Genomic DNA, 23,077 nt, shown 5'->3' with positions numbered 1-23,077 from the left:
CCCCCTTCTCTTGAATTATTTGAGGTAGCCGTTTTGGGCCAGAAAGCTTTCGGTGATGGTGCTGCCGGCGGTCTTTTCTGCAGCCTTGTCACCCAGCAGCAGACGTTCCAGATAACGCGCCAGCAGGTCGACTTCCAGATTCACCCGGCGGCCCGGTTTGTACGAAGCCATGATGGTTTCGCTGAGGGTGTGCGGAATAATCGTCAGCATGAATTCGGCGCCATCGACTTCGTTCACGGTCAGGCTGGTGCCGTCCACGGTGATCGAGCCTTTGTGGGCGATGTACTTGGCGAGCTCTTTCGGTGCGCGGATGCGAAATTCCACAGCGCGGGCATTGTCGCTACGCGATACCACTTCGCCGACGCCATCGACGTGACCGCTGACCAGATGCCCGCCGAGGCGAGTGGTCGGTGTCAGGGCTTTTTCCAGATTGACCGGGCTGCCGCTTTTCAGGTCATTCATGGCGGTGCAATCGAGCGTTTCGCGGCTGACGTCGGCAGCAAAACCATTGCCCGGCAACTCGACGGCGGTCAGGCAAACGCCGTTGACCGCAATGCTGTCACCCAGTTTGACGTCGCTCAGGTCGAGCTTGCCGGTGTCGACGTGCACCCGCACATCACCGCCCTTTGGGGTCAGTGCGCGGATACTGCCGATGGATTCGATGATGCCGGTGAACATGGGGTTCTCCTTGAGAACGGGGCCAGGGCTAACGCAATGGCCGGGAATTATACGCGGGCTGAAGGGACAGGAATCGCAGTGACTCGCCAGTCATCGCCCACCGCGCGGATTTCAGTGATTTTCAGTTCCGGCGCGTCTTTCATCTGCACCAGCGGCCAGTCGAGCAGCGGACGCGCCGTTGAGCCAAGGAACTTGCCGGCAATGAAGATCACGAATTCGTCGACCAGACCCAGTTGCGCAAAGGCCCCGGCCAGTCGCGGACCGGCCTCGACCAACACCTCGTTGGTGCCACGGCTGGCCAGTTCGATAAGTAATTGATGCAGGTCGACCTGGCCGTCTTCACCCGGCACGATCAGGCATTCCGGGCCGTTGGCGTATTGCTCTTCGACCGCAACACAGGTGGCGACCAGCGCCGGCCCGGCCTTGAAGAACGGCGCGTCCAGCGGCACTCGCAGGCGGCCGTCAATCAGTACCCGCAGCGGCGGGCGGCTGATGGCCAATGCGGTTTGCTCGGCATTCATGCCCAGTTCGTCTGCCCGTACCGTCAGGCGTGCGCCATCGGCCAGCACCGTGTCGGCGCCGGTCAGCACCACCGCTGCCTCAGCGCGCAAACGCTGCACCGCAGAACGCGCCGCCGGGCCGGTGATCCATTGGCTCTCGCCGCTTTCCATCGCCGTGCGACCGTCCAGGCTCATGGCCAACTTCACCCGCACGAACGGCAAGCCATGCTCCATGCGTTTCAGAAAACCCTGGTTGAGCTTGCGTGCGTCAGCCTCCAGCACCCCACTTTCGGCGGCGATACCAGCGTCGCTCAGGCGCTGCAAACCGCGCCCGGCGACCTGCGGATTGGGATCGCGCATCGCAGCTACAACACGCGCAACGCCAGCGGTCACCAAGGCATCGGCGCACGGCGGGGTACGGCCGTGGTGGCTGCAAGGTTCGAGGGTGACATACGCCGTGGCGCCCCGGGCCTGCGTGCCAGCGGCGCGCAGGGCGTGGACTTCGGCATGGGGCTCGCCGGCGCGCTCATGCCAGCCTTCGCCGACAATCTGCCCGTCACGCACCACCACGCAACCGACCCGAGGATTGGGATGGGTGGTGTAGTGGCCCTTGCGCGCCAGTTCCAGCGCGCGGGCCATGAAGTGGGCGTCGAGGATCGCCTGCTCGGCGGCGGTGGTCATTCTTTCACCGGTTCGCGGGCGAGGCGGTCGATCTCTTCGCGGAATTCATTGAGGTCCTGGAAGCGCTTGTACACCGAGGCAAAACGGATATAGGCGACTTCATCAAGCTTTTGCAGTTCGGCCATCACCAGTTCGCCGACCACGAGGGATTTGACCTCTCGTTCGCCGGTGGCGCGCAGCTTGTGCTTGATATGGACCAGAGAGGATTCGAGGCGCTCGACGCTGACCGGACGTTTCTCCAGCGCGCGTTGCATGCCGGCGCGCAGTTTTTCTTCGTCGAATGGTTGGCGGCTGCCGTCGGTTTTGATCAGGCGCGGCAACACCAGTTCGGCCGTCTCGAACGTCGTGAAACGTTCGCCGCAGGCCAGGCATTCACGCCGGCGGCGCACCTGTTCGCCCTCGGCGACCAGACGCGAGTCGATGACCTTGGTGTCGTTGGCACCGCAGAAGGGACAGTGCATGGTGGCTGGCAACAAAAAATGGGAGGGCCATGGTAGCGCATCCCCGTGGCAAGACAAGCCATAGGCTTTGCGGTATACAGAACGGCATGATCGTCTGATCCATGGAATTCATTCTGCCGGAGCCTCCAATGCCGTTACGTCCGCTCGTTCTGCTCAGTCTTTTCAGCCTGCTGGTGGCCTGTGGCAGCGACGCACCCAAGCCGCAACCGCCGACCCCAGGCCCCGCGCCGCAACAGGCGCAGAAAAAAGCCAAAGAGGCCGCCGAACTCGGCCCGCTGCCAGCGCATCAGCGCGAACTGAGCGGCACCCTGCAAGGCGTGCCCGCTGGCGCCGAAGTCGAACTGGCGCTGCTGGTGATCGACGCAAAGGATCGCCCGCAACAGCTGCTCGCCAGTTCCAGCCTGATCGGCAACAACCAGGTCCTGCCGTTTCATCTGCGCTTCAACCCCGAAGCGTTTCCGGTCGGCGCGCGAGTTGAGCTGCGCGGTCGCGCCAGCCAGTCCGGGCAACTTATTCTGCATCTGCCGTCGCAGACGATCACTCAACCGACCACTCAGGCTCTGGGCCAGCTGCAATTTGTCAAAGCACCATGAAGGCACCGCTCGACCTGCAGCAGGCTTTGGGGGAATTGCTCGGCGACGCCAGACTCAAAGCCTGCACGCTGCCCGGCACCGATTTGCAGTTGTGGTTGATCGACGGCGACAACATGGCCCGCGAATTCAGCCAGGAAGAGACCCAACGCATCCTGCACGAGCCACCCTATTGGAGTTTTTGCTGGGCCAGCGGCTTGGCCGTGGCGCGTTACCTGGCTGAGTGTCCCGAGTGGGTGCGCGGCAAGCGCGTGCTGGATTTCGGCGCCGGCTCGGGGATTGCCGGGATCGCGGCGGTGAAGGCCGGAGCGCTGGAAGTGGTGGCCTGCGATCTCGATCCGCTGGCGATCGCCGCGTGCCGGGCGAATGCCGAGCTCAACGATGTGCAGATGAGTTATTCGACGGATTTCTTTGCCGAGGCCGATCGCTTCGATCTGATTCTGGTCGCCGACGTCCTGTACGACCGCGCCAACCTGCCGCTGCTCGATGCGTTTCTCAGTCGAGGCCGCGAGGCGCTGGTGGCGGATTCGCGGGTGCGGGATTTTCGTCACCCGTTGTATGAGCGAATTGAAATGCTCGAGGCGATGACCTTGCCGGATCTGGCCGAGCCAGAGCAATTCAGACATGTCAGCCTCTACCATGCGCGGCGTGATTGACGCCGCCAAAAGATCGCAGCCTTCGGCAGCTCCTGCTTTCGATCGCCTACCCCTGTGGGAGCTGCCGAAGGCTGCGATCTTTTGCGCCACCCCTTATAGTGCGGTCATTGACGCTTAGAGAGATCCCCCATGAGTCAGCAAACGCCGTACATCTTCGACGCCACGACTGCCGATTTCGACAAGTCAGTGATCGAAGCCTCCTTCAACAAACCGGTGCTGGTGGATTTCTGGGCCGAGTGGTGTGCGCCGTGCAAGGCGCTGATGCCGATGCTGCAAGGCATTGCCGAGAGCTATCAAGGCGAGTTGCTGCTGGCCAAGGTCAATTGCGACGTCGAGCAGGACATCGTCGCCCGCTTCGGCATTCGCAGCCTGCCGACCGTGGTGCTGTTCAAGGACGGGCAACCGGTCGACGGTTTCGCCGGCGCACAACCGGAGTCCGCCGTGCGCGCCCTGCTTGAACCGCATGTGCAGATGCCCCCGCCGGCCGCTGCCGACCCGTTCGAACAGGCTCAGGCGATGTTCGACGACGGTCACTTCGCCGAGGCCGAAGCGGCGCTGGTCGCCCTGCTCAATGAAGACAACACCAACGCCAAAGCGCTGATCCTTTATGCCCGTTGCCTGACCGAGCGCGGTGAGCTGGGCGAAGCGCAAACTGTGCTCGACGCGGTCAGGAGCGATGAACACAAAGCCGCACTGGCCGGTGCCAAAGCGCAGATCCACTTCCTCGGCCTCGCCCGCGACCTGCCGGACGCCGCCGACCTGAAAAGCCGCCTGGCGCAAAATCCTCAGGATGATGAAGCGGTGTACCAACTGGCGATCCAGCAACTGGCGCGCCAGCAATACGAAGCGGCGCTGGACGCCTTGCTCAAACTGTTCATCCGCAACCGCAGCTACGGCGAAGGCCTGCCGCACAAGACCTTGCTGCAGGTGTTCGAACTGCTGGGCAATGATCATCCGTTGGTGACGGTGTATCGCCGCAAGATGTTTGCTGCGCTTTATTGAGAGCAAAAGATCGCAGCGTGCCGCAGCTCCTAATCGGATCGTGTTCACCGCGGTTTTTTGCGGATGAATGCTGATTCTGTAGGAGCTGCCGAAGGCTCGGGCCGCGATCGGACGATCTTTTAAGGCTTACCCGATCCAGCTATAGAGCGGCGTATCCCCGCCGCTCGCCACCTTCACTTCGGAACTGTGGCGCAAACGCACGAGCAAACGCTTGCCCGCCGCCGCACTGCCGGTCAGCGCTTCCAGTTGCTCGAGCAGATCCGGCCCACTGAGCTGGCCGGCCTTGCGCAACAAGTCTTTGGCCACCTGCCACAGCGCATCATCCTGATTCACCGGCTTCGCCGCCGAAGCCGACGCCACTGTCTCAGACTGCGCAACCGGCGCCTGCCCGCTTAACGCGGAACCCAGCCTCGCCCAATCGCTGTCATCCAGCTCCACCGTCAAATCCACCGGCACCTCGCCGACCATTCCGCGTATCCGCAACATCGAGTTCGCTCCTGCACTTTTCTGACCTGCATGCTCCCATGGGGCTTGTGCAACGCCAAGTAAAGTCGTCCAGTGTGGCGGTTATCGAGCATTCATCTAGAGTGTTCTTTTTCTCACAGCACCATGTAATGAAACGCCCTTATTCGCTCCTCCTCATAATTCCGTTTTTGCTCATCGTGGCATGGCGCATCTGGTTGCCTGCCGATCTTTCGGCTTGTCCCGCTGATGGGGAAACTGCAGGTCCACTGACCCTTGTCATTCGTGATTACTTTGAGCGCAATAGCCGGACCGACTGGCGAGACATGGATGATCGTTTCGACATACTTTCAACCCCCGAAGGTCAGAGCATAGCGAGTCAACCGAATTCACACACTTGCGAAGCATTGCGGGTACTGCAGAGTCCGGCGTTCAGTCAGAGTGAAAAAATCTTCACCATGGCACTGATGTTCAGACTGCCAATCGACCAGTACATGGCCCTGATGGATCGCAGTCATCAACTCTACACGCAGGGCAAAATGGATAAGGAGGTGCTGACTCTGGTGGTATTTCCGCGCGGAACAGCCATCAACTACTGGTGGCTTCCGGCTTGGCGACAGCGTTTCAGTCGCAATGCCCCGAGCGTGCTCGACGCAAATCTGATCAATGATGTTCTTTCGGGACACTATTGGTTCGACTATCCCGGCGCAGGCTTCTGATTCTGCAAGCATGACATCCAATCCCAGCACCGCCCGCGAACTCATCCCGGGCGGTGCTTAGCCATGTCTTGCGCAATCTCACGCGCACGGGCACACTCTGCGCACTTTCGTTATAAGATTACATAACAAACTTTTCATTCTTCTCGGAGTCCGTCATGCGTCGTTTGCTGCTCGCTTTGCCGTTTGCCCTGTTGCCGCTGGCCGCTGCCCATGCGGTTGATGAGCACGATCACGACCACGAGCACGGCAGCCTCGGCGCGCATGAGCATGGCGTGGGTCGCCTGAATGCCGCGCTCGACGGTCAGACCCTGGAGCTTGAGCTTGAAAGCCCGGCGATGAATCTGGTCGGTTTTGAACACGCCGCGACATCGGACGCCGACAAGGCCAAAGTGGCCGCCGCTCGTGCGCAGCTGGAAAAACCATTGGCCCTGTTCAGCCTGCCGGCAGCAGCCGGCTGCAAAGTGGTCGGCCAGGAACTGGAAAGCCCGCTGTTCGGCGACAAGCCGGATGCCGACAATCACGACGAAGATGAAGCGGACAAGGACGGTCACGAGCATCACCACGACCACAGCGAAATCCATGCGCATTACCAGTTCAACTGCGCCACACCGGGCGCGCTGAACACGCTGGATCTGGCGAACATCTTCAAGACCTTCCCTGCAACGCAGAAGATTGAGGTACAACTGATCAGCGCCAGCGGCCAGCAAGGCGCGGAAGTGACGGCGAAATCGGCTGCGCTGAAATTCTGAAGCGAATGAAGATCCCCTGTAGGAGCTGCCGAAGGCTGCGATCTTTTGATTGTGCAGATCAAGATCAAAAGATCGCAGCCTTCGGCAGCTCCTACAGAGATCCGTGTCCAACCATGAAATCGGTGCCATGACCCAAGCACTCATCGAACTCGCAAACCTGGGCTTCAACTGGCCCGGTCACCCGACGCTGCTGGACATCCCGGCGTTTCGTCTGGAAGCCGGCGAAACCCTGTTTCTCAAAGGCCCCAGCGGCAGCGGCAAGACCACTCTGCTCGGCTTGCTTGGCGGGGTGCAGAAGCCCGTCCGCGGCAGCATTCGCCTGCTTGGCCAGGAGCTGACCGAGCTCTGCGCCGGCAAGCGCGATACGTTTCGTGTCGATCACACCGGCTACATTTTCCAGCAATTCAATCTGTTGCCGTTTCTTTCGGTGCGCGAGAACGTCGAGTTGCCCTGCCATTTTTCCAAGCTACGTGCGCAACGCGCGAAACAGCGCCACGGCAGCGTTGACCAAGCCGCCGCCACCCTGCTCGCCCACTTGGGTCTGAAAGACGAAAGTCTGCTCAGCCGCCGCGCCGATTCCTTGTCCATCGGCCAGCAACAACGGGTCGCCGCCGCGCGCGCACTGATCGGCCAACCGGAACTGGTGATCGCCGACGAACCGACGTCAGCGCTGGATTATGACGCCCGCGAGAATTTCATTCGGCTGTTGTTCGCCGAGTGCCGCGAGGCCGGTTCGAGTCTGTTATTCGTCAGCCATGACCAGAGCCTGGCGCCGCTGTTCGATCGTCACCTGTCCCTGGCCGAACTCAATCGCGCCGCTACGTCTGCCGAGGTCTGAGATGTATCTGTTTCGTCTGGCCATGGCCAGCCTGGCCAATCGCCGTTTCACTGCGTTGCTCACCGCGTTCGCCATCGCTTTATCAGTGTGCTTGCTGCTGGCGGTCGAGCGCGTGCGCACCGAAGCCAAAGCCAGTTTCGCCAGCACCATCAGCGGCACCGACTTGATTGTCGGCGCGCGCTCCGGTTCGGTAAACCTGCTGTTGTACTCGGTGTTTCGCATCGGCAATGCCACCAACAATATTCGCTGGGACAGCTTCGAGCACTTCGCCAACAACCCGAAAGTGAAGTGGGCGATCCCGATGTCCCTCGGCGACTCGCATCGCGGGTACCGGGTGATGGGCACCACCGAAGCCTACTTCGAGCACTACCAATACGGGCGTCAGCAGCACTTGGCGCTGGCCGACGGACGTGCGTTTGCCGCTGATCCTTTCGAAGTGGTGCTCGGCGCCGAAGTCGCCGAAGCACTGCATTACAAGCTCGGCGACAAACTGGTACTGGCCCACGGCGTGGCGGCGATCAGCCTGGTCAAGCACGACGACAAACCGTTCACCGTGGTCGGCATCCTGCAGCGCACCGGCACGCCGGTGGACCGCACGCTGCACATCAGCCTCGGCGGCATGGAAGCGATTCACATCGATTGGCACAACGGTGTACCGGCGCGCGGCAACGGGCGGATCAGCGCTGATCAGGCGCGCAACATGGACCTGACGCCGCAAGCGATCACCGCGTTCATGCTCGGCCTCAATAGCAAGATTTCTACCTTCGCCCTGCAACGCGACATCAACGAATACCGGGGCGAGCCGATGCTGGCGATTCTGCCGGGCGTGGCCTTGCAGGAATTGTGGAGCCTGATGAGCACCGCTGAAAAAGCGCTGTTCGTGGTCTCGCTGTTCGTCGTGCTGACCGGGTTGATCGGTATGCTCACGGCAATTCTCACCAGCCTCAACGAGCGCCGCCGCGAGATGGCGATTCTGCGTTCGGTGGGCGCGCGGCCCTGGCACATCGCGAGCCTGCTGGTGCTGGAAGCCTTCGCTTTGGCGCTGACCGGGGTGATCGCCGGACTGGCGCTGCTGTACATCGGCATCGCCGCCGCGCAGGGTTACGTGCAGGCCAATTACGGTTTGTATCTGCCGTTGGCATGGCCGAGCGAGTATGAATGGACACTGCTCGGTGGCATTCTGGCGGCCGCGCTGCTGATGGGCAGCGTGCCGGCCTGGCGCGCGTATCGCCAATCATTGGCCGATGGCCTGTCGATCCGTTTATGAGGATGTTCACCATGCCCCGCGCCCTGCTTGCGCTGCTGATGCTGCTCGCCCTGCCCGTGTGGGCGGCGGCGCCGAAAGACCTGACCTGGTCGGAAATGATCCCGCCGGACGCCGCGCCGGAAGTGCCGAACATGACCCCGCTGCATGACCTGTCGAAGATGGGCGACGCACTCTCCGCCGAGTCCGCACCGGCGGCCAGGCAAGACATGCCGAATGCGCCGGTGGTGAAGAGCCTCGACGGGCAGAACATTCGCCTGCCCGGTTACATCGTGCCGCTGGAAGTCAGCGAAGAGGGGCGCACCACGGACTTTTTGCTGGTGCCGTATTTCGGCGCCTGCATCCACGTACCGCCACCGCCGTCGAACCAGATCGTCCATGTGAAAAGCGAACTGGGCGTGAAGCTTGATGAGCTGTATCAGCCTTACTGGGTTGAGGGGCCGTTGCAGGTGAAAGCCTCGAGCAGTGAACTGGCCGATGCCGGGTATCAGATGGAGGCGGACAAGATTTATGCGTACGAATTGCCGGAGTAAGGCCCGGTAGTTTTGTGTTGTTTGTCCTATAGCCTTCGCGAGCAAGCCCGCTCCCACATTTGCAACGCATTCCCCTGTGGGAGCGGGCTTGCTCGCGAAAGGGCCAGCACAGACACCGCAAAAATCCGGGGTTTCACTGTTTCATTGAGCTGAGTCAAAACACCGTATCAGACGGCTTCGTACCCTAGGACATCGAATTTTTATGTCCTTTCGGAGCCCCCATGAACAAGTCCTTGCTCAGCGCCTCGCTGTTTGCCCTCGCGCTCGCAGCCCCGCTCGCCCACGCTCACGAGGCAGGCGATATTCTCGTGCGCGCCGGCGCGATCACCGTCAACCCGAAGGCCGACAGCTCCAGCGTCAAGGTCGATCAGGGTCCGCTGAGCGGCACCAATCTGGGCGGCAAGGCGACCATGAGCAGCGACACCCAGCTGGGTCTGAACTTCGCCTACATGCTCACCAACAACATCGGTATCGAATTGCTGGCCGCCACGCCGTTCGAGCATGACGTCAAGCTCAAGGGCACCGCGCTGCCCGCCGCCAATGGCAAGCTCGGCACCCTGAAACACTTGCCGCCGACTCTCAGCGTCGTCTACTACCCGCTGGATTCGAAATCGGCCTTCCAGCCCTACGTCGGTGGGGGCATCAACTACACCTGGATCTACGACGAGCACGTCGGCAGCGAAGCCAGCGCCAACGGTTTCAGCAACTTCAAGGCGAAAAATTCCTGGGGTCTGGCCTGGCAGGTCGGCGCCGATTACATGATCACCGACAACATCATGCTCAACGCCCAAGTGCGTTACATCGACATCGACACCCGCGCGACCGTCGAGAACAACGCCGTCGCACCGGGCACCCGTGCACGGGTGAATGTGGACGTCGATCCGTTCATCTACATGGTCGGTCTGGGCTACAAGTTCTAAGCCGGTTTTTTACCGAACGTTCACGTGGTGGTGAATGAGGCTGAGTGGCGGGCAGACGCAGAACTGACGACGACCGTACGCAGTCGATCGGGGGACAACATTCCCTCGCCACAGGGATAGCGATATTCCGGCCGTGAAAAAGGCGCCTGATGATGGGCGCCTTTTTCATGTCCGAAAGCTTGTTTCATCCGCGCCCGAGCAAGCGCGCCAAGCCCACACTCATCGGCGTCTGCGGCGGCATTTCGAAGCGCTGCAGCAAGCGTCGGTTATCGGCGCGCGAATGGCGGATATCCCCCGAACGTGCCGGCGCGTAGCTCACGGGCGGCAGTTCACCGACCACCGATTTCAATGCTTCGAGCATCTGCTTCAGGCTCATCGCCTGGTTCCAGCCAATGTTGACCGCCCCTTCCTGCACTTCGGGCTTTTCCAGCGCCTGCACCAGCAAATCGACCAGATCACCGACATACAGAAAATCGCGGGTCTGCTCGCCATCGCCAAACACGGTGATCGGCAAACCTTTCGAGGCGCGTTCGCTGAAGATGCTGATCACCCCCGAATACGGCGAGGACGGATCCTGACGTGGACCGAAAATGTTGAAGAAGCGGAAAATCGCCGGCTCCAGGCCATGCTGGCGGCGGTAGAAATCGAAGTACTGCTCACCGGCCAGTTTGTCCGAGGCATAGGGTGTCAGCGGTGCTTTTGGCGTGTCTTCATCAATCGACTCACCCTCGCCATTGTTGCCGTACACCGCCGCGCTGGAGGCATACACCACACGTTTGACCCCGGCCAGGCGCATGGCTTCGCAGACATTCAGGGTGCCGATGAAATTGCTCTGGTGGGTTTTCACCGGATCATCCACCGAGGCCTGCACCGAGGCCACCGCCGCCAGATGCGCAACAGCGTTGCAACCTTGCATGGCGCGGGCAACCAGTGCGGCATCGGCGACATCACCGACCACCAGTTCAACCTCTGGATTGTCCAACGGCAGGTTGCTGCGCTTGCCGGTCGACAGGTCGTCGAGCACGCGCACCGAATAGCCCTTGGCGAGCAAGGCATCGGTCAGGTGCGAACCGATGAATCCGGCGCCGCCCGTGATTAAAACCTTTGCTTCAGCCATGTCGGTAGAACCTGTCCAGTAGACTCGGGAGCGCAGCACGCCAGGCGCGCGGCTTGATCCCGAAAGTGTGGAGAATTTTCTTGCAGGCCAGCACCGCGTGTTGCGGTTCCTCGGCGGCATCCGGGCGCGCGGCGTGCGCCTGCGCGGTGGGTGCTTCGATCGCTAGCGGATGCAGACTGCGTGCTTCGGTGAGAATCGCCTGGCCCAGCGCCAGCGGCGTGGTCGCTTCGTGGCCGGCGTAATGGTAAGTGCCCCAGAGCGGTGCGGCGCAGTCGAGTTGTTTGAGCACCGAGATGATCACGCGTGCGGCATCGTCGACCGGAGTCGGATTACCGCGACGGTCATCGGCCAGCAGCAACTCTTCGGGTTTTTCCGCGCGGGCGAGGAAGCGCCCGAGAGTGCCGTCCGCACTGTCGTCGAGCAGCCAGCCAAAACGCAGCAATACATGTTGCGGGCAGGTTGCGCGCACGCTTTGCTCGATGCGCCACAAGGCCTGACCGCGCAGGCCCAACGGCACCGGTTCGTCTTTTTCGCTGTAAGCCGTGGCCCGCGAGCCGTCGAACACGCGATAGCTCGACGGCTGTACGAGGACAATGTTGTGGTGCTGGCACAGTTCGGCCAGACGCTCGATGGCGCGCTCCTGGCCAGTCATGCGGCTTTCGCTGACGCTCTCGGCCTGGAACCAGTCGAAATAGTAGGCGAGGTTGATCAACGCATCGGGACGGGTGTCGTCGAGCAATTGTGTGAGGCTCGCGGCATCCCAGCCATTTTCGGGCGGGCGGGGGGCAAGAAAACCGATGTCTTCTTCCGCACCGAGGCGAATCAGCGCCTGCCCAAGGGCATTTCCGCCGCCCAGTAACATAAGGCGCATTCGCATAGAGTCAGCAGGCCCAGTCTGATTGGAACGATGGCTTTAGCGACGGATCTCGTGGAACCGTCGTCGATAATTGCCGGAATCGTTGCATTTTGCGGGTTTAGTGCGCAACCGTCATCCGCAAAGTGTGTATCGCCAGGATTTGTGTTGTGGCAATTGCCCCCTTCGCGAGCAAGCTCGCTCCCACATGGGCACGCGGTCAACTGTGGGAGCGAGCTTGCTCGCGAGGGGCACTGCCAGACAGCCGAGATCCCCAGCGGTACTTGCATCTTCCCGCCCCCGCCCGCATAACTTCAGTCATGAATCTGCCCCTCCCCGCCAACAGCGCTCTGGCCGGCTTTCACCCCGCCGTCAGCGCCTGGTTCAGCCACACGTTCCCGGCGGTCACAGCTGCCCAGGCCCGTGCGTGGCCGCTGATCCGCCAGCGCCGTTCGACGCTGATTGCCGCGCCCACCGGCTCGGGCAAGACCCTGACCGCGTTCCTCGCCGTGCTCGATGAGCTTGTCCACCGCGGCCTCGAACACCCCGACGGCCTGCCCGCCGAAACCCTGGTGGTTTACGTCTCACCGTTGAAAGCACTGTCCAATGATATCCAGATCAACCTGCAGAATCCGCTGGCCGGCATCACCGAACAACTGCGCCAACTGGGTCTGCCCGAGCTGCAGATCACTACGGCCGTGCGCACCGGCGATACCCCGCAGAAAGACCGCGCCGCCATGCGCAAGACCGCGCCGCACATTCTGGTCACCACGCCGGAGTCGCTGTACGTGCTGCTCGGTTCCGAGTCAGGCCGTAAGATGCTCGGCACAACGCGCACGGTGATCATCGACGAAATCCACGCCATGGCCGCCGGCAAGCGCGGCAGTCACCTGTCCTTGAGCCTTGAGCGCCTGCAAGCCTTGTGCAGCGAACCGCTGACCCGAATCGGCCTGTCCGCCACACAGAAACCGGTCGAAGCCGTGGCGCAATTTCTCGTCGGCCATGAGCGCCCCTGCGAGATCGTCGACATCGGCCACGCCCGCCCGCGAGACCTGGGCATCGAAGTGCCGCCCGTGCCGTTGTCGGCGGTGATGGCCACCGATGTCTGGGGATTGGTTTATGACCGTCTCGCCGAACTTGCTCGCGAGCACCGCACCACGCTGATTTTCGTCAACACCCGGCGCCTCGCCGAGCGCCTCAGCCGGCATCTGAGCGAACGCCTCGGCAAGCACGCGGTGGCGGCGCACCACGGCAGCCTCGCCAAGGAGTTTCGCCTCGATGCGGAACAACGGCTCAAGCGCGGCGAGCTGCAAGTGCTGATCGCCACCGCGTCGCTGGAACTGGGCATCGATATCGGTGAAGTCGACCTGGTCTGCCAGATCAGTTCGCCGCGTTCGATCGCCGCGTTTCTGCAAAGAGTGGGTCGCTCCGGACACCAGGTCGGCGGCACGCCCAAGGGGCGCTTGTTCGCCACCACCCGCGACGACCTGATCGAGTGCGCCGCCCTGCTCGACTGCGTACGTCGGGGCGAGCTCGATACGCTGCACATTCCGGAAAAACCGCTGGACGTGCTGGCGCAGCAGATCATTGCCGAGGTCAGTTGCCAGGAATGGTCGGAAGACGCCTTGCTGGCGATGTTCCGTCAGGCATGGCCTTACCGCGATCTCGACACAAAACACTATCAGGCCCTGCTGAGCATGCTCGCCGAAGGCTACAACGGGCGCCAGGGCATCCGCAGCGCCTACCTGCATCGCGACGCCGTCAGCCGCACGTTGCGTGGGCGGCGGGGCGCGCAACTGACCGCCGTGACCAGTGGCGGCACCATCCCGGACAACGCCGACTACAGCGTGCTGCTTGAACCGCAGGGTTTGAACATCGGCAGCGTCAACGAAGATTTCGCCGTGGAAAGTATCGCTGGCGATGTGTTCCAGCTCGGCAATACCTCTTACCGCATCCTGCGGGTGGAAAGCGGCAAGGTGCGCGTCGAGGATGCGCAGGGCATGCCGCCGACCATTCCATTCTGGCTCGGTGAGGCGCCGGGGCGCAGTGACGAGCTGTCGGCGGCTGTCGCACGCCTGCAAGCGCAATTGGACGAATTGCTCAGTGCCAGCCCCGGCAACCTGCAACCTGCGCTCGACTGGCTGACCATCACACTCGGCCTCAACCTCGCCAGCGCCGAGCAACTGGTGGAATACCTCGCTCGCGCGCGGCAAACCCTCGGCGCCCTGCCCTCGCAGGACACGTTGTTGATGGAGCGGTTTTTCGATGAGTCCGGCGGCACCCAACTGATCATCCACACACCGTTCGGCAGCCGCATCAACCGCGCCTGGGGCCTGGCCCTGCGCAAGCGTTTCTGCCGCACCTTCAACTTCGAGCTGCAGGCCGCCGCCAGCGAAGACGCGATCGTCTTGTCGCTCTCGACCAGTCACAGTTTCGAGCTCGATGAAGTCTGGCGTTACCTGCACAGCAACAGCGCTGAACACACGCTCATTCAAGGGGTGCTCGATGCGCCATTGTTCGGCGTACGCTGGCGCTGGAATGCCGGGGTGGCGCTGGCGCTGCCACGCTTCACCGGCGGGCGCAAAGTCGCTCCGCAACTGCAACGGATGAAAAGCGAAGACCTGATCGCCAGTGTGTTTCCCGACCAGATCGCCTGCCTGGAAAACCTCGCCGGCGAGCGCGAAGTCCCCGAACATCCGCTGGTCGAACAGACCCTCGACGATTGCCTGCATGAAGCGATGGACAGCGAAGGCTGGCTGACCCTGCTGCGGCGCATGGAGCGTGGCGAGGTGCGCCTGATCGCGCGGGATTTGCCTGCGCCGTCGCCACTGGCGGCGGAAATTCTCAGCGCCCGGCCGTACACGTTTCTCGACGACGCGCCGCTTGAAGAACGTCGCACCCAAGCGGTGATCAACCGGCGCTGGAGCGATCCGCAATCGACCGACGACCTCGGTGCGCTCGATGCCGACGCGATCACGGCGGTGCGCGAAGAAGCGTGGCCGTCGCCCAATTCGATGGATGAAATGCACGAAGCGCTGATGAGCCTCGCCTGCATCAGCGACACCGAGGCGCAGGCCAACGCGGGTTGGCCGGACTGGCTGCAAACGCTGATGACCGGCGGGCGTGCTTGCCTGTTACAGGTCGACGCTGAGCATCAGTTATGGCTGGCGCGCGAGCGTTTGAGTTGTCTGCAGGCACTTTATCCACAGGCCACATTGCAGACTGCAGCGGTAGAGCTGCCCGGTTTCGACGAAACGTGGACATTCGATGAAGCCCTGCTCGAAGTGATCCGCGCCCGGCTCGGCGCCTTCGGGCCAATCCCGTTGTCCGCCATCGCCGAGTCGCTTGCTTTGCCAGCCGCGCAGGTCAATCAGTCCCTCGCGCAGTTGGAGCGTGAGGGCTATGTGTTGCGCGGCCAGTTCACGCCGCACAGCGAAATCGAAGAATGGTGCGAACGCCATCTGCTGGCGCGTATTCATCGCTACACGGTCAAGCGCCTGCGCCGGGAAATCGAACCGGTGGCATTGCAGGACTTCATGCGTTTCCTGTTCGACTGGCAGCATTTGACGCCGGCCACCCAAGTTCAGGGCAGCGCGGTGTTGCCGGCGATTGTCGGCCAGTTCGAAGGCTACCCGGCCGCAGCTTCGGCGTGGGACAGCGACATTCTGCCGGCACGCCTCAAGGACTATTCGCCGAGCTGGCTGGATGAACTGTGCCGCAGCGGCAAACTGGTGTGGACGCGCATAAGCGCGCGGCAGAAAGTCAGCGGCTCGGCATTGCGCAGTACGCCGATTGTGCTGCTGCCACGTAATCGGGTCGGCGTGTGGAGTGCGTTGGCTGAACAGACGCCAGTGAGTGAGTTATCGCCTAAAACACAGAAAGTCTTCGAGGCGCTGAGTCAGCATGGCGCACTGTTCTTTGACGAGCTGATTCACGAAGCGCGCCTGCTGCGCACCGAGCTGGAAATCGCCTTGCAGGAACTGGTCGCCGCCGGGCTGGTGAACGCCGACAGCTTTGCCGGCCTGCGCGCACTGATCACGCCGGCGAGCAAACGCCAACAGCGCAGCAGTCGGCGTGGACGCGGCGCGTTCATCGGCGGCATGGACGATGCCGGGCGTTGGGCTTTACTGCGCCGTGGAACAACCGTGGACGCGGCCGAGACACTCGAACATGTGGCCATGACCCTGCTGCGCCGCTACGGCGTAGTGTTCTGGCGTTTGCTGGAGCGTGAAGCCGACTGGTTGCCGAGCTGGCGCGAATTACTGCGCACCTTCCATCGACTGGAAGCGCGAGGCGAGATTCGTGGCGGGCGGTTTGTCAGTGGCCTGGCCGGGGAGCAATTTGCCTTGCCCGAAGCCATTCCCTTGCTGCGCGAAGTACGCCGTCGCCCGCAGGACGGCAGCCTGGTGGCGGTATGCGGGGTCGATCCGCTGAATCTGGCCGGGACTTTGCTGCCCGGGGCAAAGGTGCCGGCGCTGGCGAGTAATCGGCTGGTGTATCGCGATGGGGTTCCGGTGGCGGCGGTGATCGCCGGCAAACAGCAGGTTTGGGCGGATCTGGATCAGGCGGCCATGGAGCAGATAGGCAGGAAATTGATCCGCCATTGAGGGTGTCTGCTCAGGCCACTTCGCGGGCAAGCGTGCTCCCACAGGGTTCTGCGGCGTACACAAAACCGATGTGCGAGCGGGCTTGCCCGCGAAGAGGCCGGGACATCCAACGCACAGATCAGATCAGGGCCGCGACTCCTGAGGCACCTGCGCCGCAACCACCGCCCCCTCCTCCTGCCGCTTCGGCAACAACACCTGTTGTGGATAAGTCTGCGCAAAATGCACATTCGGGGTGTTATCCACAAGCTTCTTCAAGCGCTGATTGAACGCGCGGCTCACCGCATATTGCCCACCGGACACCGTGCGGAACTGCGCCGTCAGCACCACGCCGTTGAGATCCATCTTGTCCACGCCAAACACATCCAGCGGGCCTTGCAGGTTGTATTTGAGAAACGGGTCTTCGCGGATCGAATCGCCGGCCTCGCGGATCAGCTCGATCGCCTTGTCGACGTCGGTGTCGTAAGTGAACTGCACCGAGAAAAACGCGAAAGCAAACTGGCGTGATTGGTTGGTCACTGCCTTGATCTGGCCGAACGGCACCGAGTGCACAAAACCCTTGCCGTCGCGCAGGCGCAAGGTGCGGATAGTCAAACCTTCTACCGTGCCGGCGTGGCCTGAATCGAGTACCACCCAGTCGCCGATCGACAGGGTGTCTTCGATGATGATGAACAACCCGGTGATGACGTCCTGCACCAGTTGCTGCGAGCCGAAACCGATCGCCAGGCCAACGACCCCGGCACCGGCCAACAGCGGCGCGACGTTGATGCCGAGATTGGCCATAGTGGTGATCGCGCAGATCACCACGAGGATGATTTTGATCGCATTGCGCAACAACGGCAGGATGGTTTTCACCCGCGTGCTCGGCTGACGTGCTCCGCGTTTGCTGACCGGCGGTTTCAGCGCTTCCTGAATCGCCGTGTCGAGCACCACCCACAGCAGCCACGTCACCAGGAAGATCAGGCCGATGCTGCTCAATGCATTACTGATCGCCCGGCCGACCGTGCTGCTCTGGGCGAAATCGAGCAGCGAAACGCCCCAGATCCGCCCAAGAATATCGATGAACACAACCGCCATGACGATGCGCAGCAAGGCATGCAACAGGCTGAGAAAGCGTTCCTTGTAAGCACTGCTGCGCTGGATCGCCTCGGCCTTGCGCGACTTGAACAGGTGCTGCAACACAGTGCTGAGAAACACCGTGGCGATCAGCAGCACGGTAGTGAACAAGGCGCAACGCAGGGCTTTCTGATTGTCCTCGCCGATGCCGATCAGACTGACCGCCGAGACCAGCACCATCAACACGATCGGCCAGTACCACAGCCCGGAAAATATCCGCAGCGACTCTTGCAGCGACGGTTGTTTCAAACGTTGAGCCAAAGGGCGATTGCGGATCAGATGCGCCACCGGCCGACGCAGGCGAATCACCAGCAAACCGAAAATCACCGAGGCGATCAGCCCGGTGAACACGGCGATACTGCTGGTGATATTGCCGCCCAGTTGCCGGGCAATCTGCGGGCTGGTCAGCGCATCGCTGAGGGCGGCGAGAAAGCCGATCAGGAACAGCGGTCGCGGACAATATTCACGGATGATTCGCGCGGCGGTGCGCTTGTGACCGACGTTGAACATCACCACCACGCACAACAACATCGACGTGGAAAAGATGCCGCTGCTGGTGGCATAGGCCAGGCACAGCGCCAATGCACGGCCCACCGAACCTTGCAGATAATGGCTGACATACAGCGTCAGCGGCAGGCAGACCAACGCCGGCACGGTGTACGGCAGCACGTAGCCGAGCAAATCCTGACTGCGCTGGCGCGTGCGCAACCAACGGCCCTCACGCAGACGCTTGGCCAGCAAGCTGCCAAGCACGGTCAGCAGGGCGAAACTGCCCAGCCAGACGCCCGACAGCGTGAGGAAATCCCCGGCCACGCTCCAGCCCGAACGGTTCGACGGTTGCTTGACCAACCGATCGACTTCATCCGCCGCACGGTCGGCGCGCAGTCGCCAGGCATCGACCAGATGTTCATCGAGATCGAGTTTTTCCTGCACATCGTCAATGCTCGTACTGATCGCCCCGAGCAGACCGCCCTGGACCAGCGGCTCCGGTTCAGCGGGTTTTTCCGCAGCGTCGGCGGGAGCCGGAACGCCCGGCAGCGCGGCGGCTTGCGATGTGTTGACGCCCAAACACAGCAGCGCTGCCAGCAGAATGGCGATCCTGAAATTGCGCAAAACTCCGATCTCCCATGGCCGAACCTCGTAAGGAACTGATCGGTATTTGCACGGCAAGTTCAGCCGTCAGGGCCACGCACCTGCACGATGAATCGGACGCAAACCCCAATCGCGACCGTCCGTAACACCACCGAAACTTTCCCGCCCCCGCCGCAGTCATCACAGAACATCGGCAACACGAGGACTTTCTACGGGAGGATGGGATGGCGACGATTCACATCGGTATTTCAGGCTGGCGCTACGTCCCGTGGCGCGGGGATTTCTACCCGAAGGGGCTGGCGCAGAAGCGCGAATTGCAGTTCGCCTCCCGCGCGGTCAACAGCATCGAAATCAATGGATCGTTCTACGCTCTGCAACGACCCGAACGTTACGCCCAGTGGTACGCCGAAACCCCCGATGACTTTGTGTTCAGCGTCAAGGCGCCGCGCTTCATCACCCACGTGCGCCGCTTGCGCGAAATCGAAAAACCGCTGGCGAATTTTTTTGCCTCGGGGGTGCTGGAGCTGAAGGAAAAACTCGGGCCGATCCTTTGGCAGTTTCCACCCAATTTCAAATTCGATGCCGAGCGTTTCGACCAGTTTCTAGCGCAACTGCCACACGACACCGAAGCTGCCGCCGCACTCGCCCGCCAGCACGACGCCCACATGCCCGGCAATGCCAGCGTCAAAGCCTGGCGCAAAAAGCCGCTGCGTCATGCCGTGGAAATCCGTCATGAAAGTTTCATCGACCCGCAGTTCGTGCGCCTGCTCAAGCGCCATAACGTTGCACTGGTGGTCGCCGACACCGCCGGCAAATGGCCGTACCGCGAAGACCTCACCAGCGACTTTGTCTACTTGCGTTTGCATGGCGCCGAAGAGCTCTACGCCAGCGGCTACTCCGAACAAGCGCTCAAGCGCTGGGCCGAGCGCATCGACGCCTGGCATCACGGTAAACAGCCAGAGGATGCACATCTGATAGCGCCACGCCTCAAACCCCGCGCCCGCAAATCCCGCGAAGTGTTCTGCTACTTCGACAACGACATCAAAGTCCGCGCGCCCTACGACGCGCGCAACCTCCTGCAGCGCTTCGACCTCGACAAAGACCTGGCCACAACGCCCGGGCAAGTCGCCGCTCAAGGAGTTCTGTCATGAGCATTCCCGAACCGGTCGGTTTCACCGACGAAGGCTCCGTGGTTGCGCCCTCGGTGCGCACCTTCACCGTGCTGACGGTCAACACCCACAAGGGCTTCACGGCGCTGAACCGGCGTTTCATTCTGCCGGAGCTGCGTGAGGCGGTGCGCAGCGTCGCTGCCGATGTGGTGTTTCTGCAGGAAGTCCACGGCACCCACGAGCAGCATCCGAAACGCTACGACAACTGGCCGACGATGCCGCAATACGAATTCCTCGCCGACAGCCTCTGGCCGCAATTCGCCTACGGGCGCAACGCGGTGTACCCGGCGGGCGATCACGGTAATGCGCTGCTGTCGAAATTCCAGATCATCCGCCACGACAACCTCGACGTGTCGATCAGCGGCCATGAAAACCGTGGCCTGTTGCATTGTGTGTTGCGCCTGCCCGGTGACGGCACCGAAGTGCACGCGATCTGCGTGCATCTGGGCCTGCGCGAGAGCCACCGCAACGCCCAACTCGACCTGCTGATGCAACGACTCGGCGAACTGCCCGCCGATGCACCGGTGATCGTCGCCGGCGATTTCAACGACTGGCGCCAGCGCGCCGATGCGCAGCTCAAGCCCTGTGGCCTGCGCGAAGTATTTGCCGAACACCACGGCAAACCGGCGCGCAGCTTTCCGGCGCGGCTGCCAGCGCTGCGGCTCGACCGCATCTATGTACGCAACCTCAAGGCCAGCCGGCCAAAAGTGTTGACCAACCGGCCCTGGTCCCACCTTTCCGACCACGCACCGTTATCGGTGGAGATTGAACTATGAACAGTGCGCCACTGGAAAAATCCGCCGTCGACCCGGTCACGCTGAACCCACCGGTGCGCGAGCCCGGGCACGTTGACGTCGAGTATCAATGGCACAGCAACAACCGTGTGCAATTGCTTGAGAACGGCGAGGAGTATTTCCCCCGCGTATTCGAAGCGATGCGCGCAGCCAAGAGCGAGATCCTTCTCGAAACTTTCATTGTTTTCGAAGACAAGGTCGGCGCCGAGTTGCAGCAGATCCTCATCGAAGCCGCCCAGCGCGGCGTGCGCACCACGGTCAGCCTCGACGGCTTCGGCTGTGGCGAGCTGAGCACCGGCTATCTGTCAGCATTGAGCGATGCCGGCGTGCATTTGCAGATCTTCGATCCGGCGCCCAAGCACCTGGGCATCCGCACCAACTGGTTCCGCCGTTTGCACCGCAAGATCGTGGTGGTCGACGGTCTGATCGCGTTCATTGGCGGGATCAATTTTTCCGGTGATCATCTGGCCGACTTCGGCCCTGAAGCCAAGCAGGATTACTCGGTGGAGATCCAGGGCCCGGTGGTCGCCGATATCCATCACTTCGCCCTGCTGCAAAGCGGTCGTCCCGGACGCGCGCGGTTCTGGTGGCAGCGCCGGCGCCAGCGACTGGAGGAAATGGCCTTCACCGATCACGACGGCCAGGTGCGCCTGGTGTTCCGCGATAACGACCAGCACAACACCGATATCGAAGACGTGTATTTGCAGGTGCTGCGCAACGCCAAGCGCCGGGTAATCATCGCCAACGCCTACTTCTTCCCCGGCTACCGCCTGCTGCGCGAGATCCGTAACGCCGCGCGCCGTGGCGTCGAGGTGCGGCTTATCCTGCAGGGCCAGCCGGACATGCTCGTCGCGAAACTGGCAGCGCGCATGACTTACGATTATCTGTTGCGTGCCGGCGTGCAGATTCACGAATACTGCCAGCGCCCGCTGCACGGCAAAGTCGCGCTGGTCGACGATGACTGGAGCACCGTGGGCTCAAGCAATCTAGACCCGCTGAGCCTGTCGCTGAATCTGGAAGCCAACGTACTGATCCGCGATCGCGCCTTCAATCAGCACCTGTACGAACGCCTCGAAGACCTCAGCCAGAACCACTGCAAAGCCATGGATGCCAAACTGTTGCCGCGCGGGCGCATTTGGCACATGACCGTGGGTTTTCTGGTGTTCCACTTCCTGCGGCACTTCCCGGCGATGGCCGGTTGGCTGCCGGCGCATAAACCGCGTCTGAAGCCTTTCCGAGGTGCGCGTCCATGAGTCATTCCGAAGCACACTCGAGCAGCCCTTCGGCGCAAGCGGCGCCGTCAAAATGGAGCCGCTGGAAACGTCCGCTGACCATCCTGTTCTTTCTCGCGCTGATCGTCCTGTTGACGATGTTCGCTACGCGCATCGAATGGGCCGAGGTGCTGGAGACCCTCGCCGATTTCAAGGTGCGCACACTGATCATCGCTGCCAGCCTGACCTTGTTGAGCTTTCTGGTGTACGCCAGTTTCGACCTGATCGGCCGTACCTACATTCGTCAGGATCTGACCTGGAAGCAGATCCTGCCGGTGGGCATCATCAGTTATGCCTTCAACCTCAACCTCAGCGCGTGGGTCGGCGGCATCGCCATGCGGTATCGGCTGTATTCGAGGCTGGGTGTGAGCAAGGGCAATATTGCCAAGATCCTCGGTCTGAGCCTGGCGACCAACTGGTTTGGCTACATGACCATCGCCGGCGTGGTGTTCAGCAGTGGGCTGGTGCGCATGCCGCCGGGCTGGAAACTCAGCAGTGATGCGCTGCAATTGGTGGGCGTTTTGTTGCTGTTGGTCAGTGCCGGCTATCTGGCGGCGTGTCAGTTTTCCAAGCGCCGCGAGTGGTCGATTCGCGGCGTGGAAATCAACCTGCCGTCGCTGCGCATGGCGGTGCTGCAATTGCTGCTTGGTGCATTGAATTGGTCACTGATGGCGGCAGTCATTTTCACTCTGCTGCCGAGCAAACTGGATTACCCGCTGGTGCTTGGCGTGCTGCTGATCAGCGCAATTGCCGGGGTGATCACGCACATTCCGGCGGGGCTTGGCGTGCTTGAGGCTGTGTTTGTCGCGCTGCTGCAGCATGAGGCGTCGCGCGGCAGTCTCGTCGCGGGCTTGCTGGCGTACCGGGCTATTTACTTTCTGTTGCCGTTGTTGATTACGGTGGTGATGTATCTGGTGGTGGAGGCCAAGGCCAAGGCGTTGCGGATCGAGAAGAAACCCACACATTAGAATCAGGATCAAAAGATCGTCCGAAGGCTCGGGCCGCGAT

The 23,077-nt window shown here is 61.9% G+C and carries 21 protein-coding genes; 14 read left to right on the top strand and 7 right to left on the bottom strand.

Annotated features, from left to right (window positions below; all coding sequences use genetic code 11):
* Nucleotides 1-15: 15 nt before the first annotated feature.
* Genes ACP7D9_RS17375 through nrdR form a run of 3 tightly spaced genes read right to left on the bottom strand, consistent with a single transcriptional unit; the run spans nucleotide 16 to nucleotide 2,320 of the window.
* Nucleotides 16-678, bottom strand: a complete 663-nt coding sequence (locus ACP7D9_RS17375; protein WP_101160715.1) for a riboflavin synthase — start codon at nucleotides 676-678, stop codon at nucleotides 16-18.
* Between the two features lie 47 nt (nucleotides 679-725).
* Complete coding sequence (gene ribD / locus ACP7D9_RS17370; protein WP_426158785.1) at nucleotides 726-1,859, bottom strand: bifunctional diaminohydroxyphosphoribosylaminopyrimidine deaminase/5-amino-6-(5-phosphoribosylamino)uracil reductase RibD; 1,134 nt, start codon at nucleotides 1,857-1,859, stop codon at nucleotides 726-728.
* Nucleotides 1,856-2,320, bottom strand: a complete 465-nt coding sequence (gene nrdR, locus ACP7D9_RS17365; protein WP_007910946.1) for a transcriptional regulator NrdR — start codon at nucleotides 2,318-2,320, stop codon at nucleotides 1,856-1,858. The genes ribD and nrdR overlap by 4 nt, the downstream gene beginning before the upstream one ends.
* 128 nt (nucleotides 2,321-2,448) lie before the next feature.
* Between nrdR and ACP7D9_RS17360 the strand changes: the two genes are divergently transcribed.
* The 3 genes from ACP7D9_RS17360 (at nucleotide 2,449) to trxA (ending at nucleotide 4,568) form a co-directional block, all read left to right on the top strand.
* Nucleotides 2,449-2,913, top strand: coding sequence for a YbaY family lipoprotein (locus ACP7D9_RS17360; protein ID WP_426158783.1), 465 nt, complete (start codon nucleotides 2,449-2,451; stop codon nucleotides 2,911-2,913).
* A complete protein-coding gene (locus ACP7D9_RS17355) occupies nucleotides 2,910-3,566 on the top strand; it encodes a class I SAM-dependent methyltransferase (RefSeq protein WP_426158781.1) in 657 nt (218 codons plus the stop codon). The genes ACP7D9_RS17360 and ACP7D9_RS17355 overlap by 4 nt, the downstream gene beginning before the upstream one ends.
* A gap of 129 nt (nucleotides 3,567-3,695) precedes the next feature.
* Nucleotides 3,696-4,568: a thioredoxin gene (gene trxA, locus ACP7D9_RS17350; RefSeq protein ID WP_426158779.1), complete on the top strand. Its 873-nt coding sequence runs from the start codon at nucleotides 3,696-3,698 to the stop codon at nucleotides 4,566-4,568.
* A gap of 126 nt (nucleotides 4,569-4,694) precedes the next feature.
* Here trxA and ACP7D9_RS17345 read toward each other — a convergent pair whose 3' ends face one another.
* Complete coding sequence (locus ACP7D9_RS17345) at nucleotides 4,695-5,054, bottom strand: hypothetical protein (protein ID WP_101160727.1); 360 nt, start codon at nucleotides 5,052-5,054, stop codon at nucleotides 4,695-4,697.
* A gap of 128 nt (nucleotides 5,055-5,182) precedes the next feature.
* Between ACP7D9_RS17345 and ACP7D9_RS17340 the strand changes: the two genes are divergently transcribed.
* From ACP7D9_RS17340 to ACP7D9_RS17315, 6 genes are all read left to right on the top strand, one after another.
* Nucleotides 5,183-5,749, top strand: a complete 567-nt coding sequence (locus ACP7D9_RS17340) for a hypothetical protein (protein WP_426158777.1) — start codon at nucleotides 5,183-5,185, stop codon at nucleotides 5,747-5,749.
* Between the two features lie 155 nt (nucleotides 5,750-5,904).
* Complete coding sequence (locus ACP7D9_RS17335) at nucleotides 5,905-6,498, top strand: DUF2796 domain-containing protein (protein ID WP_426158775.1); 594 nt, start codon at nucleotides 5,905-5,907, stop codon at nucleotides 6,496-6,498.
* 127 nt (nucleotides 6,499-6,625) lie between these two features.
* Nucleotides 6,626-7,336 (top strand): ABC transporter ATP-binding protein, encoded by a 711-nt coding sequence (locus ACP7D9_RS17330; RefSeq protein WP_426158773.1) that lies wholly within the window; start codon nucleotides 6,626-6,628, stop codon nucleotides 7,334-7,336.
* A 1-nt stretch (nucleotide 7,337) separates the two neighbouring features.
* Complete coding sequence (locus ACP7D9_RS17325) at nucleotides 7,338-8,603, top strand: ABC transporter permease (RefSeq protein ID WP_426158771.1); 1,266 nt, start codon at nucleotides 7,338-7,340, stop codon at nucleotides 8,601-8,603.
* An 11-nt stretch (nucleotides 8,604-8,614) separates the two neighbouring features.
* Nucleotides 8,615-9,133, top strand: coding sequence for a DUF3299 domain-containing protein (locus tag ACP7D9_RS17320; RefSeq protein WP_426158769.1), 519 nt, complete (start codon nucleotides 8,615-8,617; stop codon nucleotides 9,131-9,133).
* A 221-nt stretch (nucleotides 9,134-9,354) separates the two neighbouring features.
* The gene (locus tag ACP7D9_RS17315; RefSeq protein ID WP_016772968.1) at nucleotides 9,355-10,053 is read left to right on the top strand and encodes an OmpW/AlkL family protein; all 699 of its coding nucleotides are present in this window, start codon (nucleotides 9,355-9,357) and stop codon (nucleotides 10,051-10,053) included.
* A gap of 184 nt (nucleotides 10,054-10,237) precedes the next feature.
* On the opposite strand, the gene ACP7D9_RS17310 is transcribed toward ACP7D9_RS17315, so the two are convergent.
* Both ACP7D9_RS17310 and ACP7D9_RS17305 read right to left on the bottom strand, forming a co-directional pair.
* Nucleotides 10,238-11,170, bottom strand: coding sequence for an NAD-dependent epimerase/dehydratase family protein (locus ACP7D9_RS17310; protein WP_426158766.1), 933 nt, complete (start codon nucleotides 11,168-11,170; stop codon nucleotides 10,238-10,240).
* Nucleotides 11,163-12,047 carry a sugar nucleotide-binding protein gene (locus tag ACP7D9_RS17305; RefSeq protein ID WP_101160744.1) on the bottom strand — a complete coding sequence of 295 codons (885 nt, stop codon included), beginning with the start codon at nucleotides 12,045-12,047 and terminating at the stop codon, nucleotides 11,163-11,165. The genes ACP7D9_RS17310 and ACP7D9_RS17305 overlap by 8 nt, the downstream gene beginning before the upstream one ends.
* 296 nt (nucleotides 12,048-12,343) lie before the next feature.
* Here ACP7D9_RS17305 and ACP7D9_RS17300 point away from each other — a divergent pair, with 296 nt between their 5' ends.
* Nucleotides 12,344-16,630, top strand: a complete 4,287-nt coding sequence (locus tag ACP7D9_RS17300; protein ID WP_426158764.1) for a DEAD/DEAH box helicase — start codon at nucleotides 12,344-12,346, stop codon at nucleotides 16,628-16,630.
* 123 nt (nucleotides 16,631-16,753) lie between these two features.
* On the opposite strand, the gene ACP7D9_RS17295 is transcribed toward ACP7D9_RS17300, so the two are convergent.
* The gene (locus ACP7D9_RS17295) at nucleotides 16,754-18,856 is read right to left on the bottom strand and encodes a mechanosensitive ion channel domain-containing protein (RefSeq protein ID WP_397479119.1); all 2,103 of its coding nucleotides are present in this window, start codon (nucleotides 18,854-18,856) and stop codon (nucleotides 16,754-16,756) included.
* Nucleotides 18,857-19,059: 203 nt separating this feature from the next.
* Here ACP7D9_RS17295 and ACP7D9_RS17290 point away from each other — a divergent pair, with 203 nt between their 5' ends.
* Genes ACP7D9_RS17290 through ACP7D9_RS17275 form a run of 4 tightly spaced genes read left to right on the top strand, consistent with a single transcriptional unit; the run spans nucleotide 19,060 to nucleotide 23,037 of the window.
* A complete protein-coding gene (locus ACP7D9_RS17290) occupies nucleotides 19,060-19,986 on the top strand; it encodes a DUF72 domain-containing protein (RefSeq protein WP_426158761.1) in 927 nt (308 codons plus the stop codon).
* Nucleotides 19,983-20,780 carry an endonuclease/exonuclease/phosphatase family protein gene (locus ACP7D9_RS17285; protein ID WP_101160754.1) on the top strand — a complete coding sequence of 266 codons (798 nt, stop codon included), beginning with the start codon at nucleotides 19,983-19,985 and terminating at the stop codon, nucleotides 20,778-20,780. Before ACP7D9_RS17290 ends, ACP7D9_RS17285 begins: the two co-directional genes overlap by 4 nt.
* Nucleotides 20,777-22,051 carry a cardiolipin synthase ClsB gene (gene clsB, locus ACP7D9_RS17280; protein WP_426158759.1) on the top strand — a complete coding sequence of 425 codons (1,275 nt, stop codon included), beginning with the start codon at nucleotides 20,777-20,779 and terminating at the stop codon, nucleotides 22,049-22,051. Before ACP7D9_RS17285 ends, clsB begins: the two co-directional genes overlap by 4 nt.
* Entirely contained in the window at nucleotides 22,048-23,037 is a 990-nt protein-coding gene (locus ACP7D9_RS17275) for a lysylphosphatidylglycerol synthase domain-containing protein (protein ID WP_397479120.1), read from the top strand. The genes clsB and ACP7D9_RS17275 overlap by 4 nt, the downstream gene beginning before the upstream one ends.
* Nucleotides 23,038-23,077: the final 40 nt, after the last annotated feature.

Origin of the sequence: Pseudomonas sp. TSRC2-2 (genome assembly GCF_049897785.1) — a bacterium.
Classification (GTDB): domain Bacteria; phylum Pseudomonadota; class Gammaproteobacteria; order Pseudomonadales; family Pseudomonadaceae; genus Aquipseudomonas.
Note: the sequence above shows the minus strand (reverse complement) of the source record. Positions and strands in the feature narration are given on the sequence as shown.

Coding starts and splice junctions, on each gene's coding strand:
- clsB (WP_426158759.1), top strand. CDS start 20,777: ATGAACAGTGCGCCACTGGAAAAATCCGCCGTCGACCCGGTCACGCTG.
- ACP7D9_RS17340 (WP_426158777.1), top strand. CDS start 5,183: ATGAAACGCCCTTATTCGCTCCTCCTCATAATTCCGTTTTTGCTCATC.
- trxA (WP_426158779.1), top strand. CDS start 3,696: ATGAGTCAGCAAACGCCGTACATCTTCGACGCCACGACTGCCGATTTC.
- ACP7D9_RS17320 (WP_426158769.1), top strand. CDS start 8,615: ATGCCCCGCGCCCTGCTTGCGCTGCTGATGCTGCTCGCCCTGCCCGTG.
- ACP7D9_RS17285 (WP_101160754.1), top strand. CDS start 19,983: ATGAGCATTCCCGAACCGGTCGGTTTCACCGACGAAGGCTCCGTGGTT.
- ACP7D9_RS17330 (WP_426158773.1), top strand. CDS start 6,626: ATGACCCAAGCACTCATCGAACTCGCAAACCTGGGCTTCAACTGGCCC.
- ACP7D9_RS17335 (WP_426158775.1), top strand. CDS start 5,905: ATGCGTCGTTTGCTGCTCGCTTTGCCGTTTGCCCTGTTGCCGCTGGCC.
- nrdR (WP_007910946.1), bottom strand. CDS start 2,320: ATGCACTGTCCCTTCTGCGGTGCCAACGACACCAAGGTCATCGACTCG.
- ACP7D9_RS17315 (WP_016772968.1), top strand. CDS start 9,355: ATGAACAAGTCCTTGCTCAGCGCCTCGCTGTTTGCCCTCGCGCTCGCA.
- ACP7D9_RS17310 (WP_426158766.1), bottom strand. CDS start 11,170: ATGGCTGAAGCAAAGGTTTTAATCACGGGCGGCGCCGGATTCATCGGT.
- ACP7D9_RS17375 (WP_101160715.1), bottom strand. CDS start 678: ATGTTCACCGGCATCATCGAATCCATCGGCAGTATCCGCGCACTGACC.
- ACP7D9_RS17325 (WP_426158771.1), top strand. CDS start 7,338: ATGTATCTGTTTCGTCTGGCCATGGCCAGCCTGGCCAATCGCCGTTTC.
- ribD (WP_426158785.1), bottom strand. CDS start 1,859: ATGACCACCGCCGCCGAGCAGGCGATCCTCGACGCCCACTTCATGGCC.
- ACP7D9_RS17275 (WP_397479120.1), top strand. CDS start 22,048: ATGAGTCATTCCGAAGCACACTCGAGCAGCCCTTCGGCGCAAGCGGCG.
- ACP7D9_RS17305 (WP_101160744.1), bottom strand. CDS start 12,047: ATGCGAATGCGCCTTATGTTACTGGGCGGCGGAAATGCCCTTGGGCAG.
- ACP7D9_RS17290 (WP_426158761.1), top strand. CDS start 19,060: ATGGCGACGATTCACATCGGTATTTCAGGCTGGCGCTACGTCCCGTGG.
- ACP7D9_RS17345 (WP_101160727.1), bottom strand. CDS start 5,054: ATGTTGCGGATACGCGGAATGGTCGGCGAGGTGCCGGTGGATTTGACG.
- ACP7D9_RS17360 (WP_426158783.1), top strand. CDS start 2,449: ATGCCGTTACGTCCGCTCGTTCTGCTCAGTCTTTTCAGCCTGCTGGTG.
- ACP7D9_RS17300 (WP_426158764.1), top strand. CDS start 12,344: ATGAATCTGCCCCTCCCCGCCAACAGCGCTCTGGCCGGCTTTCACCCC.
- ACP7D9_RS17355 (WP_426158781.1), top strand. CDS start 2,910: ATGAAGGCACCGCTCGACCTGCAGCAGGCTTTGGGGGAATTGCTCGGC.